Source organism: Streptomyces albus subsp. albus (genome assembly GCF_000725885.1).
Classification (GTDB): Bacteria; Actinomycetota; Actinomycetes; order Streptomycetales; family Streptomycetaceae; genus Streptomyces; species Streptomyces albus.
On sequence record NZ_JODR01000002.1, the window covers coordinates 239,915 to 254,791 of the forward strand.

General features: G+C 71.7%; 14 protein-coding genes. 5 read left to right on the forward strand and 9 right to left on the reverse strand.

The genetic code is table 11. From position 1 onward, the window contains the following. Window positions 1-4 precede the first annotated feature (4 nt). Entirely contained in the window at window positions 5-1,402 is a 1,398-nt protein-coding gene (locus IO40_RS0102915; protein WP_031174801.1) for an NsdA family TPR-like regulatory protein, read from the reverse strand. A gap of 697 nt (window positions 1,403-2,099) precedes the next feature. On the opposite strand from IO40_RS0102915, the gene IO40_RS0102920 reads away from it, so the two are divergent. The 4 genes from IO40_RS0102920 to IO40_RS0102935 all read left to right on the forward strand — a co-directional run bounded on the left by IO40_RS0102920 (window position 2,100) and on the right by IO40_RS0102935 (window position 6,917). Continuing rightward, window positions 2,100-3,038 carry an acyltransferase domain-containing protein gene (locus IO40_RS0102920; RefSeq protein WP_234324566.1) on the forward strand — a complete coding sequence of 313 codons (939 nt, stop codon included), beginning with the start codon at window positions 2,100-2,102 and terminating at the stop codon, window positions 3,036-3,038. Between the two features lie 209 nt (window positions 3,039-3,247). Further along, on the forward strand, window positions 3,248-4,960 hold the full coding sequence (locus IO40_RS0102925; protein WP_234324567.1) for an acyl-CoA dehydrogenase family protein: 1,713 nt from the start codon (window positions 3,248-3,250) through the stop codon (window positions 4,958-4,960). Beyond that, entirely contained in the window at window positions 4,957-6,051 is a 1,095-nt protein-coding gene (locus tag IO40_RS0102930) for a 3-oxoacyl-ACP synthase III family protein (protein ID WP_031025369.1), read from the forward strand. Before IO40_RS0102925 ends, IO40_RS0102930 begins: the two co-directional genes overlap by 4 nt. Beyond that, the gene (locus tag IO40_RS0102935; protein WP_030405729.1) at window positions 6,048-6,917 is read left to right on the forward strand and encodes an SDR family NAD(P)-dependent oxidoreductase; all 870 of its coding nucleotides are present in this window, start codon (window positions 6,048-6,050) and stop codon (window positions 6,915-6,917) included. The genes IO40_RS0102930 and IO40_RS0102935 overlap by 4 nt, the downstream gene beginning before the upstream one ends. Before the next feature lie 115 nt (window positions 6,918-7,032). On the opposite strand, the gene IO40_RS0102940 is transcribed toward IO40_RS0102935, so the two are convergent. Both IO40_RS0102940 and IO40_RS0102945 read right to left on the reverse strand, forming a co-directional pair. Continuing rightward, window positions 7,033-7,215: a hypothetical protein gene (locus tag IO40_RS0102940; RefSeq protein WP_031025371.1), complete on the reverse strand. Its 183-nt coding sequence runs from the start codon at window positions 7,213-7,215 to the stop codon at window positions 7,033-7,035. A gap of 137 nt (window positions 7,216-7,352) precedes the next feature. Next, entirely contained in the window at window positions 7,353-7,976 is a 624-nt protein-coding gene (locus tag IO40_RS0102945; RefSeq protein ID WP_031174802.1) for a TetR/AcrR family transcriptional regulator, read from the reverse strand. Window positions 7,977-8,151: 175 nt separating this feature from the next. Between IO40_RS0102945 and IO40_RS0102950 the strand changes: the two genes are divergently transcribed. Beyond that, a complete protein-coding gene (locus tag IO40_RS0102950; RefSeq protein ID WP_031025373.1) occupies window positions 8,152-9,111 on the forward strand; it encodes a quinone oxidoreductase family protein in 960 nt (319 codons plus the stop codon). Window positions 9,112-9,201: 90 nt separating this feature from the next. Here the strand turns inward: IO40_RS0102950 and IO40_RS0102955 are convergent, their stop codons facing one another. The 6 genes from IO40_RS0102955 to IO40_RS0102980 form a co-directional block, all read right to left on the reverse strand. Continuing rightward, the gene (locus tag IO40_RS0102955; protein ID WP_031174803.1) at window positions 9,202-9,711 is read right to left on the reverse strand and encodes a phenolic acid decarboxylase; all 510 of its coding nucleotides are present in this window, start codon (window positions 9,709-9,711) and stop codon (window positions 9,202-9,204) included. Between the two features lie 30 nt (window positions 9,712-9,741). Further along, on the reverse strand, window positions 9,742-10,776 hold the full coding sequence (locus IO40_RS0102960) for a methyltransferase (protein ID WP_031025375.1): 1,035 nt from the start codon (window positions 10,774-10,776) through the stop codon (window positions 9,742-9,744). After that, the gene (locus tag IO40_RS39615; protein WP_324604484.1) at window positions 10,773-12,416 is read right to left on the reverse strand and encodes an O-methyltransferase; all 1,644 of its coding nucleotides are present in this window, start codon (window positions 12,414-12,416) and stop codon (window positions 10,773-10,775) included. The genes IO40_RS0102960 and IO40_RS39615 overlap by 4 nt, the downstream gene beginning before the upstream one ends. Further along, a complete protein-coding gene (locus IO40_RS0102970) occupies window positions 12,413-13,945 on the reverse strand; it encodes an HAL/PAL/TAL family ammonia-lyase (RefSeq protein WP_234324568.1) in 1,533 nt (510 codons plus the stop codon). Before IO40_RS0102970 ends, IO40_RS39615 begins: the two co-directional genes overlap by 4 nt. 513 nt (window positions 13,946-14,458) lie before the next feature. Next, window positions 14,459-14,650, reverse strand: a complete 192-nt coding sequence (locus IO40_RS0102975; protein ID WP_031025378.1) for a DUF397 domain-containing protein — start codon at window positions 14,648-14,650, stop codon at window positions 14,459-14,461. A gap of 20 nt (window positions 14,651-14,670) precedes the next feature. After that, window positions 14,671-14,862, reverse strand: a complete 192-nt coding sequence (locus IO40_RS0102980) for a DUF397 domain-containing protein (protein ID WP_016470445.1) — start codon at window positions 14,860-14,862, stop codon at window positions 14,671-14,673. Window positions 14,863-14,877: the final 15 nt, after the last annotated feature.

Genomic DNA, 14,877 nt, shown 5'->3' on the forward strand with positions numbered 1-14,877 from the left:
CGGTCTACGGCGTGCCGCCGGAGTCGGGTGGGGCCGGTCGGGTGAGGCGGGTGAGGTGGTCGCGGACCTCGCGTGCCTGGGGGTGTCGGCGGTAGGGGGCGAGGGAGCGCCGCAGGGCGGTGAGTGCTGTCGTGGTCCGGCGGGAGGACGTGTGCGGGTAGTGCGCGGCGGCCTGTCGGCACTGGTCCAGCGCGGCATCCAGTTGTCCGAGGTCCAGCAGCGTCCTGGCCAGCTGCGCGTGGGTGAGCAGGCGGGAGACGTGGTGTGCGGACGGGCGTGCGGCCAGTGAGTCCTGGAGGGCGACGGCCGCCTGCGCCCGGTCTCCGAGCCACAGCAGGACTTCGCCACGCTGGTAGCGGAACGCCGCGGGCGGGTACCGGGTGAACAGGTCGAGAGGTCCGGCGCCCGCATCGGCTTCCGCTTCGTGGCAGCGCTCGGCGGCCAGCAGGTCCGCGAGTGCCCCTTCCCGCTCACCGTCCGCGGCCCGCACCACCGCTCTTCCCGCCAGGAGGTAGCACCGAACGGGCGAGGTCGCGGTGGGGGCCGCCAGTTCGAGGGCCGACTGGGACCACTGCCGTGCGTGGGTCAGGTCGTCCAGGCGCAGCGCCTGCACCGCCATGGTGCGCAGGGTGATGGCGTAGAGGTTCCGGTTGTCCGCCCGGTGGGCCAGTTCGAGGGCGGAACGGTAGCAGTGGTAGCCGAGGTTCGGCAGGCCGGCGTCGGCGAGCATCATGCCCAGCAGATGCATCAGACAGGCGCTTCCGGTCAGCACTTCGGGGTCGCGCGTTCTGGTGTGGGGCGATGTTCTCAGGCGCGGGACGATGTCGTCGGCGATGTAGGCGCCCAGTGCGGAGCGCGCGTGCGCACCGCCGTATTTCTCCGCCAGTTCGGCGAAGATCGTGACCACGTCCGCCAGCCGCGGGTCGGCGCCCGGGGGCTCCGGTCCCGCCGTGCCGCCGGGCCGGACGACGGTGTCCGGTCCGGCCGTGGGCGGCCAGGTGGGCAGCCGGATGCCGGTCGCGGCGAACATGTCCCGGTTGAGTGCCAGTCGTCGGGCCGGGTCCGCGTCGGCGCGGCACAGGGCTGTCATGCGGTCCACCGGGTCTGCGTTTCCCAGTACGGCCTCGGCCGGGTTCCCGGTTGCCGCCGTCCTCGCCAGCCCCGTCTCGCCGACGTGTACGACGCGGCCGAGGCGACGCCCGAACACCTGGGCCACCAGGCCGGGAACAGGCGGGCGTGGCCGGGAGCCTTCCAGCCAGTGTGCGACGGCCGTCCGGTCGTACCGCAGTCGCAGGCCGTATTTGGTGCCCAGGGCATTGACCGCGCGGGCGAGTTCGCCCGCGTTCCACCCGGACTCCGCCAGCAGAGCGGCGAGTTGCCGGTTCGGGGTGCGACGGCCCATGGAGTCCCCCGCTAGCTCCGCCCGGCCACACAGGCCGGGGCTTTCAACGCGTTCACGCCTTGGTGACCGGAACCGGTCGGCACCGCACTCGTGCTTGTGTTTCGGTGGACGTATACCCGAACCGCGCGCTCACCCCGTGAACCCGACGGCGGTTTCCGGACTGTACGGGAGATGAGCCTGGGGCTCGCGTTGTCTGTGCGGCTGTTGTTGCCGCTCCAGCACGGTGGCTCCACCGCGCGGGACGGCGGCGGGCAACGTCACTGCGCACGTCACCGGCGCCGCCTGCCCCGGCTGCCCCGGCAGGAGAGCCGGCCGCAAGCCCCTTCGCGGAAAAGTCCAAAAAGGGCGCCCTCCGGTGACGTGGCCACCGGCCACATGGCCGCGACAGCGGAGCCGCGCCGCAGGACTCCCCCACAGCGCGGAGGAGCTCCCCACCTCGTCAGCAGAACACCATGCCCCCATATGAGGAAGAACAAGCGATATGCCACCACCACATGACCGGCCGAGGGCCTCGACGCCCTGGACGCCCTCGCCCGAGAGGGCCGGAAGCCCAGGAAGGGCCGGAAGCCCAGGAAGGGCCGGAAGCCCAGGGAGGGCCGGAAGCTCCGAAACGCCCGGCAATACCGTCCACCTCTTCCCCGGTCAGGGGGATTTCGCCGTCTCGCCCCTGGTGCGGGCCGCTCGTGCCCACCCCGTCGTGCGCGCGGCCCTCGCCGATGTGTTCTCGCAGGTGGATGAGGTGAGCGCGGCGTACGGGATTCCGGCACTGGGTCCCGCGCTGCTGGGCGACACGCCACCAAGCGGCAGGGAGCTGGCCGCGGGACCGGTGGGTACGCCTCAAGTGGCGCTGTTCGGGGCGTCCATGGCGGTCCACCAAGCGCTGTGCGCCATCGGGGCGGCACCTCGGCGGATGGTCGCCGTCAGCTTCGGGGAGATCGCCGCGCTCACGGCGGCCGGGGTGTTCGGCGTGCCCGACGGTACCCACATCGCGTGCCGGCTCTCCCGTTTCCTGCGCCGCTGCCGCGGTGGCCTGACGGTGCTGTCGGCGGGAGCCGGCGAGGCCGAGCGGCTGATCGGTGCCGCCGCGGCCCGTGGGGTCGCGGTGGCCTGCGTCAACGATCCGGGCGAAACCGTCCTCAGCGGCCCAGTCCAGGAACTCGGCCAGGTGGAGGCGCGGGCGGCGGACCAGGGGACGGACGCCGTGCGGCTCCGGTTGCCCTTCTCCTCCCACCACCCCTCTCTCTCCGCTCAGGCGGAGGGTTTCGCGGCTGCGATCCGCACCCTGCCCGAGCAGCCTGCCCACACCCCTGTCCACTCGGCCGTGCACGGCGGGCCGTACGGCGGGGACGACGACGTGTGCGCGGGGCTGGCCGCGTGCCTGACGCGTCCCGCCCGGCTGCCCGAGGTGCTCCGCGGGGCGGCGGTGCCGGGGCCCACCCTCGTCCTGGAGGCCGGTACGGGGCAGGCCCTCACCCGCAATGCCCGGCGCGTCCTCGACGGGCAGGAGGGCCCCTTCGCCACGCACAGCCCGCTCCAGGACCCGGACTTCCCGTGGGAGCGCCCGGGCCGTCTGCACCGGATGGGCGCCCCGGGCCGCGGGCACCGCGCACCTGACCGGGAGGAGGAGATCGCGTGACACCGGCCTCGACCGGCAGGCCGACCCCGTCAGCCCCGTCAGCCCCGTCAGCCCCGTCGGCCACCGGCTCTCCGCCACCGGCAGATCCCCTGCGGACACCGCAAGCGCGGCTCCTGGCCGATGCCCTCGGTCCGGTCCGCCCTCCCGCGCCGACGGAGGGGACGAGCCGCAATCACCTGGCGCACCAACAGCTGGGCCGGCTGGCGGCGGTGCTGCCGCCGGCGCGGGAGCTGCTCCACGACGGCGACTGGCTGGCCGCGCTCAGCTCCTGTGCGGCGCTCGCGGACCCGGCGCTCTACATGACGGTCGTCAACCACCATGTCCTGTGTCTCGGCTCCGTCGTCGCCTCGGCCGACCCGCGGCAGCTGCGTGCGGCGGATCTCGCGCGGGTCGTGGACGAGTTGGAGAGCGGCCACCGCAAGGGCGTCTTCCTGGTCACCGAGATCGGGGACGCCAACAGCCACCTGGCGCTGCGCACCACCGCCGAGTTCGACCCGGCGGCCGGGGAGTTCGTCCTGCGGACGCCGGACCGAGGTGCTGCGAAGTTTTCCAGCGTCGGCGTGCCGGGCAGGCCCCAGTCCGCGGTGGTGTGCGCCCGGCTGGTGGTGGACGGCACCTGCTACGGCGTCCATCCTTTCCTGGCCGACCTGTGCGACGAGCGGCACACGGCCCCCGGGGTCACGGTCTCCGGCGCGTTCGGTGTGGAGACGCTGCCGCTGGAGTACGCGCTGGTGCGGTTCGACGGCGCGAGGCTGCCCTACGACCGCTGGCTGCGCGGCACGGCCCGGATCGACGGCGAGGGTGTCTTCCACGACCCCCACGGCGATGCCGGCCGTGCGCTCCGGCGCACGCTCGATGTCGGCCGGCCGCTGTGGGCGACGGTGCCCTCGGCCGCCACGGCCACCGCCCGCGCGTCCGCCGTCGCGGCCCTGCGCCACTCCCGGCACCGGCGCTCGCACGGCCGGCTCGCACCGGGAGCACCCGTGCTGGCCTACAGCACCCAGCAGCGGTCGGTGCTGGGCGCCTCGGCCGAGGCGTTCGCCCTCAGCTGCGCTGCCGGCAGTGCGCTGGATCTGTGGCAGCGCTCCCAGGACGCAGGCGGGGAGACGGAGGAGTCCGCGGCGGCGGAGACGGCGTTCTCCCCCTGGGCGGCGGTCGACCGCCGGCTCTCCGCTTTCAAAGCGTTCGCGGTGGACGGCGCGGCCCGGGTCTCGGCCGAGTGCCGGCGCCGTTGCGGCGTCGCGGGCCATCTCGCCGTCAACCGGGTGAGCGGTTACGCCGGATTCGCGGAGGCCTTCGGCGCGGCCGGGGGCGACAACCGGCTCATCCTGCTGGACATCGGCCGCGCTCTGGCGGACGAGGACACCGACGAGGCCGCACATGCCGCTGCCCCGCCTGCCCCCGAGGGCACTTCGGCAGCGGCCGGCACCGACGATCCCCACTGGTGGCCGCGGACCGTCGGCGTGCTGGAACGACGGCTGACGGCCCGGCTGCGGGCGGCGCTCGACGAAGGCCGGCGACGGGGACTCGACGGCATGGACCTGTGGAACCCGCTGCTGGAGCGGGCCCGTCAGCTGGGGGAGGTCCACACCCTCCGGCTCGCCGCACGGTCCGTGGCGGACGCCGTGACCGCAGCGCACGGCCACGATCCGGTCGGACGAGCCCTGGCCGCCCTCTACGGCACCACCCAGGCGCTGCGGCTGTCCGGCCCGCTGCAATGGGCGGGCGTGCTCTCCGGCGAGAGTGCCGCCTCGCTGGAGTCGGCAGCGGACCGGCAGTGCGCCGAACTCGCGCCGTACCTGGACGAGATCGCCGCGCGCCTGGCCCCACCCGAAGACCTCGCCCCCACCCCGCTCGCCGCCCCCGACTACGCGGCGGCGCTCCACTCCGCCCTCTCATGGCCCGACGGAGGAGACTCATGACAGCCACCTTCCCCGATCCCTCTCCCGCTGACTCGCACAGCGCGGAGCGACCCCGCATCGGCATACTCGGGATGGGCACCTATCTGCCCTCCCGGCAGCGCACGAACGACGAGGTCGCGCATGCGGCCGGGGTCAGTCCCGGCTGGATCGCCGAACGCACCGGGGTGCGCAAACGCCATACGGCCGCCCCGGACGAGGCGGCCTCCGACATGGCGGCAGCCGCAGTCCGCTCCGCGGTGGCGGCGGCCGGGGTGGACATGGACCGACTGGGCCTGCTGGTGCTGGCCACCTCGACCCCCGACGAACTGGGCCCGGCCACGGCCTGCCGCGTCCAGGCCCTCACCAAGGCGCGCAATGCCGTCGCCCTCGACGTGAGCGCCGCCTGCTCGGGCTGGCTGTTCGCGACCCGCGTCGCACACGACTACCTGAGCGCGGACGCCGGTACGGGCTACGCGGCCGTGGTCGGCGTCGAGGCCTACTCGAAGTTCCTCGACCCGGCCGACCGCGGGACCGCCGTCCTGTTCGCCGACGGCGCCGCCGCCTCCGTACTGGGCCCGGTGCCCGCCGAGGAAGGGTTCACCGACTTCCGGCTCGGCTCCGACGGGTCCCTCGCCGACCATGTGCTCATCCCCGCCGGGGGCAGCCGGGCACCGGCCAGCACCGACACCCTCGCCGACGGAGGACACACCATCCGCATGGACGGGCGCGCCGTGCGGGATTTCATCGTCGAAATGTTCCCGGTCGTCGTCTCCGACTGCCTGACCCGCAACAGGCTGCGCATGGACGACATCGACTCCTTCGTCACCCACCAGCCCAACCCCAGGATGCTGCGCTCCGTCGGCGCTGCGCTGGGCATCCCGCCCGGCAGGCTGCCCATCGTCGCGGACGAGGTGGGGAACATCGGCGCCGCCTCGACGCCGTACGCGCTGGCCGCAGCCGCTGTGGACGGCCCGCTGCGACGCGGTGACCGCATCCTGCTCGCCACGTTCGGAGCCGGCATGACATGGGGCAGCGCGCTGCTCACCTGGAGCGGCGCCCCCGCCATTCGCACCGGCCCCACCGCCGAATCCCTGGAAAGGAGCGCACGGTGAACAACACGCCCGGCACCCTTCCCGCCACGACGGCCGAAGCCTTCCGGCTCGACGGTGCCCGCGCCCTCGTGACCGGCGCCTCCCGCGGCATCGGACGCGCCGTCGCCCTCGCCTTCGCCGACGCCGGTGCGGATCTGGCGCTGTCGGCCCGCAGCGAGGAGGCGTTACGGGACACCGCCGCCGAAGTGACCCGCCGGGGACGGAAAGCCGTTCCGGTACCCGGTGATTTCACCAAGGCCACGGCGGCCGCCGCCGTGGTCGACGAGGCCGCCGCCGCGCTCGGCGGACTCGACGTCGTCGTCCACAACGCCGGAATCCTGCCCAGCGGACCGGACGGTGCACCGCGGCTCGCTCCCCTGCAGCACACCCGGCAGGAGGACTGGGACTCCGTGGTGACCGTCAACCTCAACGCCTCGGCCGCGCTGTGCCGGCACGCACACCCGCATCTGGCCGCGTCCCCGCGGGCCAACGTGGTGCTGATGTCCTCGGTCGCCGGCGCGGTGGGCACGCCCATGATGGAGGCGTACGCGGCGACGAAGGCGGCACAGATCTCCCTCGCCCGCAGCCTGGCCGCCGGCTGGGCGCGGGAAGGCATCCGCGTCAACGCCCTGTGCCCGGGGTGGACCCGCACCGACATGACGTCGTTCGCCTCGCACACCGCTCCGCTGTCCGACTGGCTGATGGCGCACGTGCCGCTGGGCCGCTGGGCGGAACCCGAGGAAGCCGCGTGGGCAGCGCTGTACCTGGCCTCGCCCGCCGCGGCCTTCCTGACCGGTCAGGCGCTGCTGCTGGACGGGGGGCTCTCCGTTCCGGACGGCGGTCTTGCCGGTATCCCCAAGCCCGCCTCGCCCTTCGCCGAGGTGTGATCGCACGGCCTCGACATCCTGCGCCCGGCTGCCCGGCCGCACCCTGTCGAACCGGCTGTCAGCAACTCGTGCGGCTTCGGGGGCCACAACGTGGCTCTCGGGTTCGTCCGGGCTCCTACGGCCCGCAGCGTGTGAGGGCAGCGGGACCGGGCTCGTACGGGACCCTGCGGGTGCTGTCGTCGTCGCCGGGCTCGTCGGCGGTACGCGTCGCCCTCGGCCGCGGCTGCTCCTGCGGTACGGCGGGCCCCGGTGCGGGTCCGCCTCCCATGGCCAGCGCGTAGTGCTCGGGATCGGTCATGACCGAACGGATACCTCCCGGCGCCGCTGGGCGAGGGAGCCGCGTCGGAAAGACCACCCGGGCGGCCGTACGCGTCACCGCCCGCCCCCGCCGTTCCGAGGCCCCGGGCTCCGCTGGCGTGCCGTCGCTGCCGGTGCTCAGTCTTCCGGCTGCGCGTCGTGGGGTGGCAGGCCGAGCAGGGGGAGCCATACGGCGTCGACGATTTCGACGATCGTCTCGTCCGGGACGGCGCCCATGCGCATCAGCATGTCGTGGCGGATCAGGTCGAACGGAAGGTTCACCGTGCGTGCGGAGCGCGGCGCGTCCGCGAGTTCGCCGCGTTCGACGGCGCGGTCCACGAGCCGTTCGAAGGGGGGCGTCCGGTCCGCGGGGAGCAGGCGGTCGCGCAGGTCGTTGAAGCTGGTGCCGGTCTCGCGGAAGTAGTCCGCCAGCTGGATGCGCATGAGGATCACCGTGCGGTCCCGCTCGGCGTTGATCGTCCGCAGGAGGGTGAGGGCGTCCTGGCGCAGGCTGCCGGTGTCAGGGATGTCCAGGGGCCGCCAGTGCCGGGTGAGGCTGGCGAGGAGCAGGTCCTCGCGCTGTGGCCAGCGCCGGTAGAGCACCGGCTTGCTCGTGCCTGCGCGCGCCGCCACGGCCTCGAAGGTGAAGCCGCCGTAGCCCTGCTCGACCAGGATCTCCCAGGCCGCGTCGGTGATCGCCTTCTCCAGTGCGGCGCCCCTGCGTCGGGTGGGGGTGCTCTCCGCGCGCTGCTCACTCACCACTACCCCCGTTTGTCCGATTCCGTGGCATTCCACCCGATTATTGGATCCGCTTGCGTATCTTATCTCGGGGTCGTAGCCTGGGAGCAATAAGATACGGGAGCGTTTCTTATAGCTCGGTCGCCGCTTCAGCCCCGGCCGAGCCCGCTCGCCACCGACCCGCACTGGGGAAAAGCACATGCCCATGATCAACGCCGCGCTCGTGGAGTCCTTCGACGAGCCGCCGCACTTCCGCTCCATCCCCGCCCCCGAGGCCGCCCCCGGCCAGGAAGTGGTGGACGTCCTCGCCGTCGGCGTGCACCCCGCCACCCGGGGCATCGCCGCCGGCAAGCACTACACGAGCCCCAAGGAACTGCCCGCCCCGGCCGGTGCCGACGCAGTCGTCCGCCGCGCGGACGGCAGCCTCGCGTACGTCATGGTGCTGGGCGCCGGCTCCCTGGCCGAGCGCATCGTCATCGATCCGGCCACCGCCATCCCGCTCCCGGACGGAGCCGATCCGGCGCTGCTGGCCGCGACCATGAACCCCGCCCTGTCCTCCTGGTGTGCGCTGCGCACCCGAGCGGACTTCCGGGCCGGGCAGTCCGTCCTGGTGCACGGCGCGACCGGCAACGCCGGCTCGATGGCCGTCAAGGTGGCCAAGCACCTCGGTGCCGAACGAGTGATCGCCGCCGGACGCAACCGCACCCGCCTCGACGGCCTCACCAGCGAGGGCGCGGACGAGATCGTCCAGCTCACCCCCGACCAGGACGCCACCGCAGCCGCGCTCGCCGGCGCCGCCGCAGAGGTCGACGTGGTCCTCGACTACGTATGGGGGCCGCCCACCGAACTCGCCATGCGCGCCGTCCTCGAAGCACGCACCCAGCACACCCGCCCCCTCGACTGGGTCCAGGTCGGCGGCATGGGCGGAGACTCGATCACCCTGTCCGGGCACGCCCTGCGCTCCAACGCGTTCCGCATCCTGGGCAGCGGCTTCGGCCAGGTGGACATGCAGGTCATCCAGCGCGAGCTGACCGAGCTGGCCGCCGCGGTCGCCGCGGGCGGCATGGCCGTGCGCCCCCATCCGTTCCCGCTCGACCAGGTCGAGGCGGCGTGGGCCCACAAGGACGCACCCGGCGAGCGCACCGTCATCCTGCTGTGACGCCCACGCCACCGCCGGCCCGGCCCGGTGTCCGGGCGCCCGCCTTCCGGCACAGGGCACGGACCACGATGCGTGCCCTCGTGCCGGCCGTCACGGAAAGCCGCGCGGGGCACCGTCGATGACGGTTTCGTCGTCAGGTCCCACGTTCTCGATCAGGGTGATGTCCGAGAACTCGGCGACGACATGAATCGGGTACGTGGGCCCTTCGTCGCGGTAGGCGTACATGCGGTCCAGGTGGTCGTTCTGGAAAAGGACGGTGCGTTCGGGGTGTTGGGCGACCCAGCGCGGAAAGAAGATGACGCCGTGGGAAATCCGCGCGGCCGGCACCAGGGTGACGCACACCGATGTACCGGTGGGTTCGCTCCAGGAAATCTTGTACACGCCCTCGGTGAGAGCGACGAGGTCGACTTCCTGGTTCTTGACCCAGCGGCCACCGACCATGCCGCTGTGAATGCGGTAATCAATGGTCGTGGCGTTCTTGATGTACATCTCGTAGCGCCAGCCATTGGCGTAGGTGTATTCGACCCTACGGCCGATGATGCCTTCGATGTCCTTTTCGCCTGCCGTGCTGCTGGGAGGGAATATCGCTTGATGCGTCATACGGAACTCCGGTGAACGGGCGCCGGACGGTCAGGGTTTGCGGGCGATCACGCCTGCATTGGCGGTGGGTGCTTGCACGCGGGTGACGTGGATGTCGGTGAAGCCCGTCTCGGCGAGCCAGTCGGTGAGTTCGGCGGCTGTGAAGCCGCGGCCCCAGGTTTCCACCTGCATCGCAAGACCCATCAGGGCGGCGTCGAGCGGGCCGTCCTCGTCATCGTCGATCAACAGCTCGGCGATGACGAGCCGGCCGTTCGAGGGCAGGGCGGTGAAAGACCTGGTGAGCAATTCGCGGCACCGGGAGTCGGGCCAGTCGTGCAGGACGGAGGAGAACAGGTGGGTGTCGTAGCCTCCGGGGAAGCACGTGTCGGCGAAGAAGTCACCGGGGACCGTGGTGATGCGGTCCCCGAGGTCCGCTTGGTCGATCTTCTTCTGCGTGAGCTCGCACACGTGGGGCAGGTCGTAGACGGCCGCCCGCAGCGAGGGGTGCATACGGCACAGCTCGATGTCCCAGGCGGCGCCGCCTCCCCCCACGTCGAGCAGCGCGTGCGCCTGTGTCAGGTCGATCCGGGAGCCGAGCGCACGCGCGGTGACGGCGGAGACTGCCGTCATCGCCTCCCAGAACGTCTCCAGCATGACGGGGTCGGCATTGTCGAAAAGGGAGTTCTGCTCGTCCGGGTCCCAGGCGGTGGGTCGGTCGTGGCGCAGGGCGTCGTGCAGACGCATCCACCCGGGGTAGTCATGGCGGTCGAGCATCTCGACCCAGCCGCCGAAGTAGGCGGGACTGGTGCGCACGAGGTGACGCTGTGAGAGCGGGGTGTTGAAACACTTCTCGCCGACGCGGGTCAGCAGCCCGAGTGCCGCACAGGCAGCCAGGAGTGACCGGGTGGGGCGGGCGGAGGTGCCGAGCTTGCCGGCCAGTTCGGCGCACGTCGCACCGGGGTGGGCGGCCAGGGTGCCGAAGAGGTCCAGATCCAGTGCGGTGGACAGCGTCTTGGACACCCAGAGGCCGGAAGCCAGCTCCATGATGCGCTGCGGTCCCTCCGCCTCAGGAAGCGAATCCGTCATGAGCGCGCCTCCTTCTCGTCGTCACGCTTGCGACTCAGGGTCAGGCCGTCGGCGATGGGGAGCATCACGTTCTCGACGCGGGGATCGTCCTGGACGTGCGCGTTGAAGCTCCGGATGGCCCCGGCGTTTCCGGTGGCGTGCGGGTCGGCCGCATCACCGGCGTAGAACACGTTGTCGGCCAGGAGTACGCCTCCGGGACGGACCCGAGGGAGCAGTTCCTCCCAGTAGTCCCGGTAGGAGGGCTTGTCGGCGTCGATGAAGGCCAGGTCGAAGGACGGCTCCTCCGGAAGGGAGCGCAGAGTCTCCAGGGCCGGACCCAGACGCAGCTCGATGCGGTCGGCGACGCCTGCCCGCTCCCATGCGTCCTGGGCGATGCCGGTCCACTCCGTGGTTTTGTCGCAGGTGATGACGCGGCCGTCGGGAGGGGCACCCAGCGCCAGCGCGAGGGCCGAACAGCCCGTGAAGGTACCGATGTCGATGATGTCGCGGGCGGCGGTCAGCTTGGTGAGCAGGGTCAGGAACACCGCCTGCTCGTGGGGAATCCGCATCTCGGCGACTGTCCCCAGGGCCTCGGTGTGCTCCATGAGGTCTCGCTGGACGCGGCTGGGTGCCATCGTGTGGCTGACCAGGTAGCGGTGCAGAGCGGGGGTCATGGGCACGGTCTTCGCTTCGTCGGTCAGGATCGTCATGGCACCTCCCATGTGTGCGCCGGGGCCGAGGGGAACGGACGCGGAAGACGTCAGGTGGCCGGCCAGTTCCGTGAAGAGGCCGACGGCGGAGCCGAGCAGGGCGTCGAGGTCTGTCCGGTGCTGCGCGGCGACCCGGGGCGGCTGTTCCAGGTCGTTCAGGCCGTAGGTGCGGATGTCGCACACGACGCGGACCAGCCGCCTCACGGCCTGGGCGATGAACGCCTGCTCGCAGACGGGCGCGCGCCGCACGCGGAAGAAGTCGTCGATGACCTCGCACTCGGCCTCCGTCGGCTGCGAGCCTGCGTGCCTCCCGGCCTGCTGGAGCAGCGACTGTCCGCCGGGCACGAGCTTGCCCGCGACAGCCATGTGGACGTGGTGGCTGCGTTTGACCGCCGCCTTGAGCGGAGCCAGCACCGATGCCGGGCAGGTGGCCCGCGCCTGGCGCAGCAGCCCGGTGAGGGCCATGTGGTCCCTGTGCCACTCACCGCTCAACGCGGGGTCGTGGGCCGCCATGTCGGCCCGCACTGTCGCCGCGTAGCGTGCGGCCGAGCAGCTGCCCGTGTAAAGGAACAACAGCGTGTAGATGTCGTACAGCCGTGCGGCGCGGTCAGCGGCGTCGCGGGCGGACGTGCGGACGAGCTCCCGCAGGGTGGGCTGGAGCAGCCGCCAGACGCTGAAGGCCAGTTGATGGCCTACGAGCCAGCGGTGGCGCATACGGGCATCGGGGTCCGACGGTGGCCGTTCCGCGGGGGGCGCGGGCCCGTGCGCGACTCGGGTGAGAAGCCTCAGGTCGTCCTCGATCCGCTGGGCGGCACGCGTGCAGGCCCCGCCCGGGCAGCGGCGACAGGTGGTGAACTCCTCATCCGGACGCGGCAGCGTCAGCAGCACCTCGTCGGCAGCGGCACTGCAAGTGCCCGTGGGGAAGTACCGATCGGTGGGCTGTCCCGTCACAGGTCCTCCCCGTCGGTCGGTTCGGTGCCGGCCATGCCGTCGAGGAGAGCGGCGGCGCGACGTACGTCGGCGTCCAGAGGGCGGTCCCTGTCGATGGGCGGAATCTCCTCACTGATCACGTCGAGGGCCTGGGCGCACAGTGGTGCTGTCGGCTTGCGGGTTCCCACATGCGCGGCCTGGCGCAGGGCGACGGCGAGGGACCCGTGCAGGAGCCGCAGCTTCATGGCGAGGTCCAGGGCGTTGAGCGCAGCCTGCGTGCCGAACGGGACGACGTCCTGGTTGTGGAGGTTCGTCGGCAGGCTCTGGGCCGAGGCCGGTGTGGCGGCGCGACGCATCGAGGCGATGACTGCGGTGGCCGCGAGTTGTACGCCCTGCAGGGCGTGTTGACGCCCCGGCTCGGGCGCCAGCATGGGCGGGAGATCCCCGTTGCGGCGAGGATCGATGAGCAGGTCGAGTTGCCGCTCGGCCAGGTTGCCGAGCTGTACGGCGGTCAAGGCGAGCGCGTCCCCGCTGAACGCGGCCGGCTGGCCGAAGAAGTTGCCGCCGTGCGCGATCATCTCCTGCTCCGCGAAGAACAGCGGGTTGTCGCTGACGGCGTTGATGTCGTCGTGCATCACGGCTGCGCAATGCTCCACCGATGAGGCCGCGGCGCCGATCAGCTGAGGAGCGCAGCGGATGCTGTAGGGCTCTTGCAGCCCGCGTGTGCCCGACGGCACGAGGCCCTTGAGCAGCCGGTTGAGACGTTCACCCGCCAGGGCCACATGCGGGTGTCCGAAGGCGGTGAGCAGCCCGGCGTCCGCGAACGCGGCCGAGCAGCCCAGCACGTCCACGAGCAGCGCCACGAGCAGCAGCGCACTGTGCAGGGACCTCCGCAGGGAGGACACGGCCAGGGCACCCGCACCCGCGGTCAGGGACGTTCCGTTGACCAGGGCCAGCGCGTCACGCCCGTCGAGCCGCACCGGCTTCAGACCCAGCCGCGCCAGAGCCTCACCGGCGGTAAGACGCTCCCCGTCGGCATAGGCGTGGCCGTGCCCCTGGAGTGCGCGGGCCAGATAGGCGAGCGGAATCAGATCGCCGCTCGCCCCGAGCGACCCCAGGCTCGGCACAGCAGGCGCGAATGTTGTGTTCAGGGCATGTGCCAGCCCTTCCACGACATCGAGCGACACCCCGGATCGGCCCTGGCACAGCGAACGCAGCCGTACGAGCATCGCCGCCCGCACGACCGAGGGCTCCAGGTCGGCTCCTTGTCCTGCGACGAGGTGGTTGAGCGCGTTCTCGCACTGCTCCGTCGTGGTCTCGCGCCCACGGAAACCGACCAGCGGGCCGAATCCGGTCGTCGCCCCGTACACGGCCCGACCGCTCTCCAGGCTGCGGAACACGAAATCGCGACACGTGTGAATGCGGTCACGCACGTTTTCATCGATCAGAATTCTCATCGGCTCACGCACCCGGTCCACGTCGCGCAGACGGAGTGCCGAACCGGGGGATATCCGCAGCACCGGCCCGGATTCGCTGGCCAGCGAAGTCACGCACACCTCCATACAGACAACAGGGAGAGCCGAGAGCCCCGCACCTGGCGGGCCCTCGTTCCGTGGCGTGGAATTGCCCGTACTCGGGGCATCGCCCGTACTCTTCTGCATGGTGACAACGGAAAAAACCGCGTCGGAACCCCAGACTGCCACCGGATGCGTGAACACGTTGAAAGCGCACGCCGCTGCCCGGTGAACTCGGTTGACGGTCCCCTACAACAGGCCGACCCGTCACTCCGCGCAGGCGGTCCGGGACGGTCGGGCCGTCCAACCCCGACCGGCGCACGTCACCTTCGAAATGCCGTGCGTTGTCGCCTCACCGGAGGCTCCGGCGGTCCCGGGCATCTTCGAAGACCGGGTGAATTCACTGCGGTCGGATCTCGTCGGGAACGCGCAGGTTCTTGTTGTCCGGGGGGGGGGAAGGGATGGGGCTCCCTGACAAAACAGGGCGTGGACCCGCTCATCGCGAGCGGACCCACGCCCTGTCCGGGTCCGGGAGCAGAACGCCGTGCCTCAGCGCTCCGAGGCGAACCGTACGAACTCGCCCCAGCCCTCACGGCTCACCGCGAACGGCTGACGGGACACGTCCTTCGAGTCCCGCACCTGAACCGCCTGTTCAGCGAACGCGACCTCCACACAGCTGTCGCCCTGGGTGCCGCTGTAGGTGGACTTGAACCAAGCAAGTGTCGTTGTACCGCTGCTCATGGCAACCCTCCCAGGCGGCCTCAGCCCTCCGAGACGAACCGCACGAACTCGCCCCAGCCCTCACGGCCCACCGCGAACGGCTGACGGGACACATCCTTCGAGTCCCGCACGTGGACGGCCCGCTCGGCGAACGCAACCTCCACGCAGTCGTCGCCCTGGCTACCGCTGTAGCTCGACTTGAACCAAGCAAGTTCCGCCGTACCACTGCTCATGCCTCACCTCGCAGA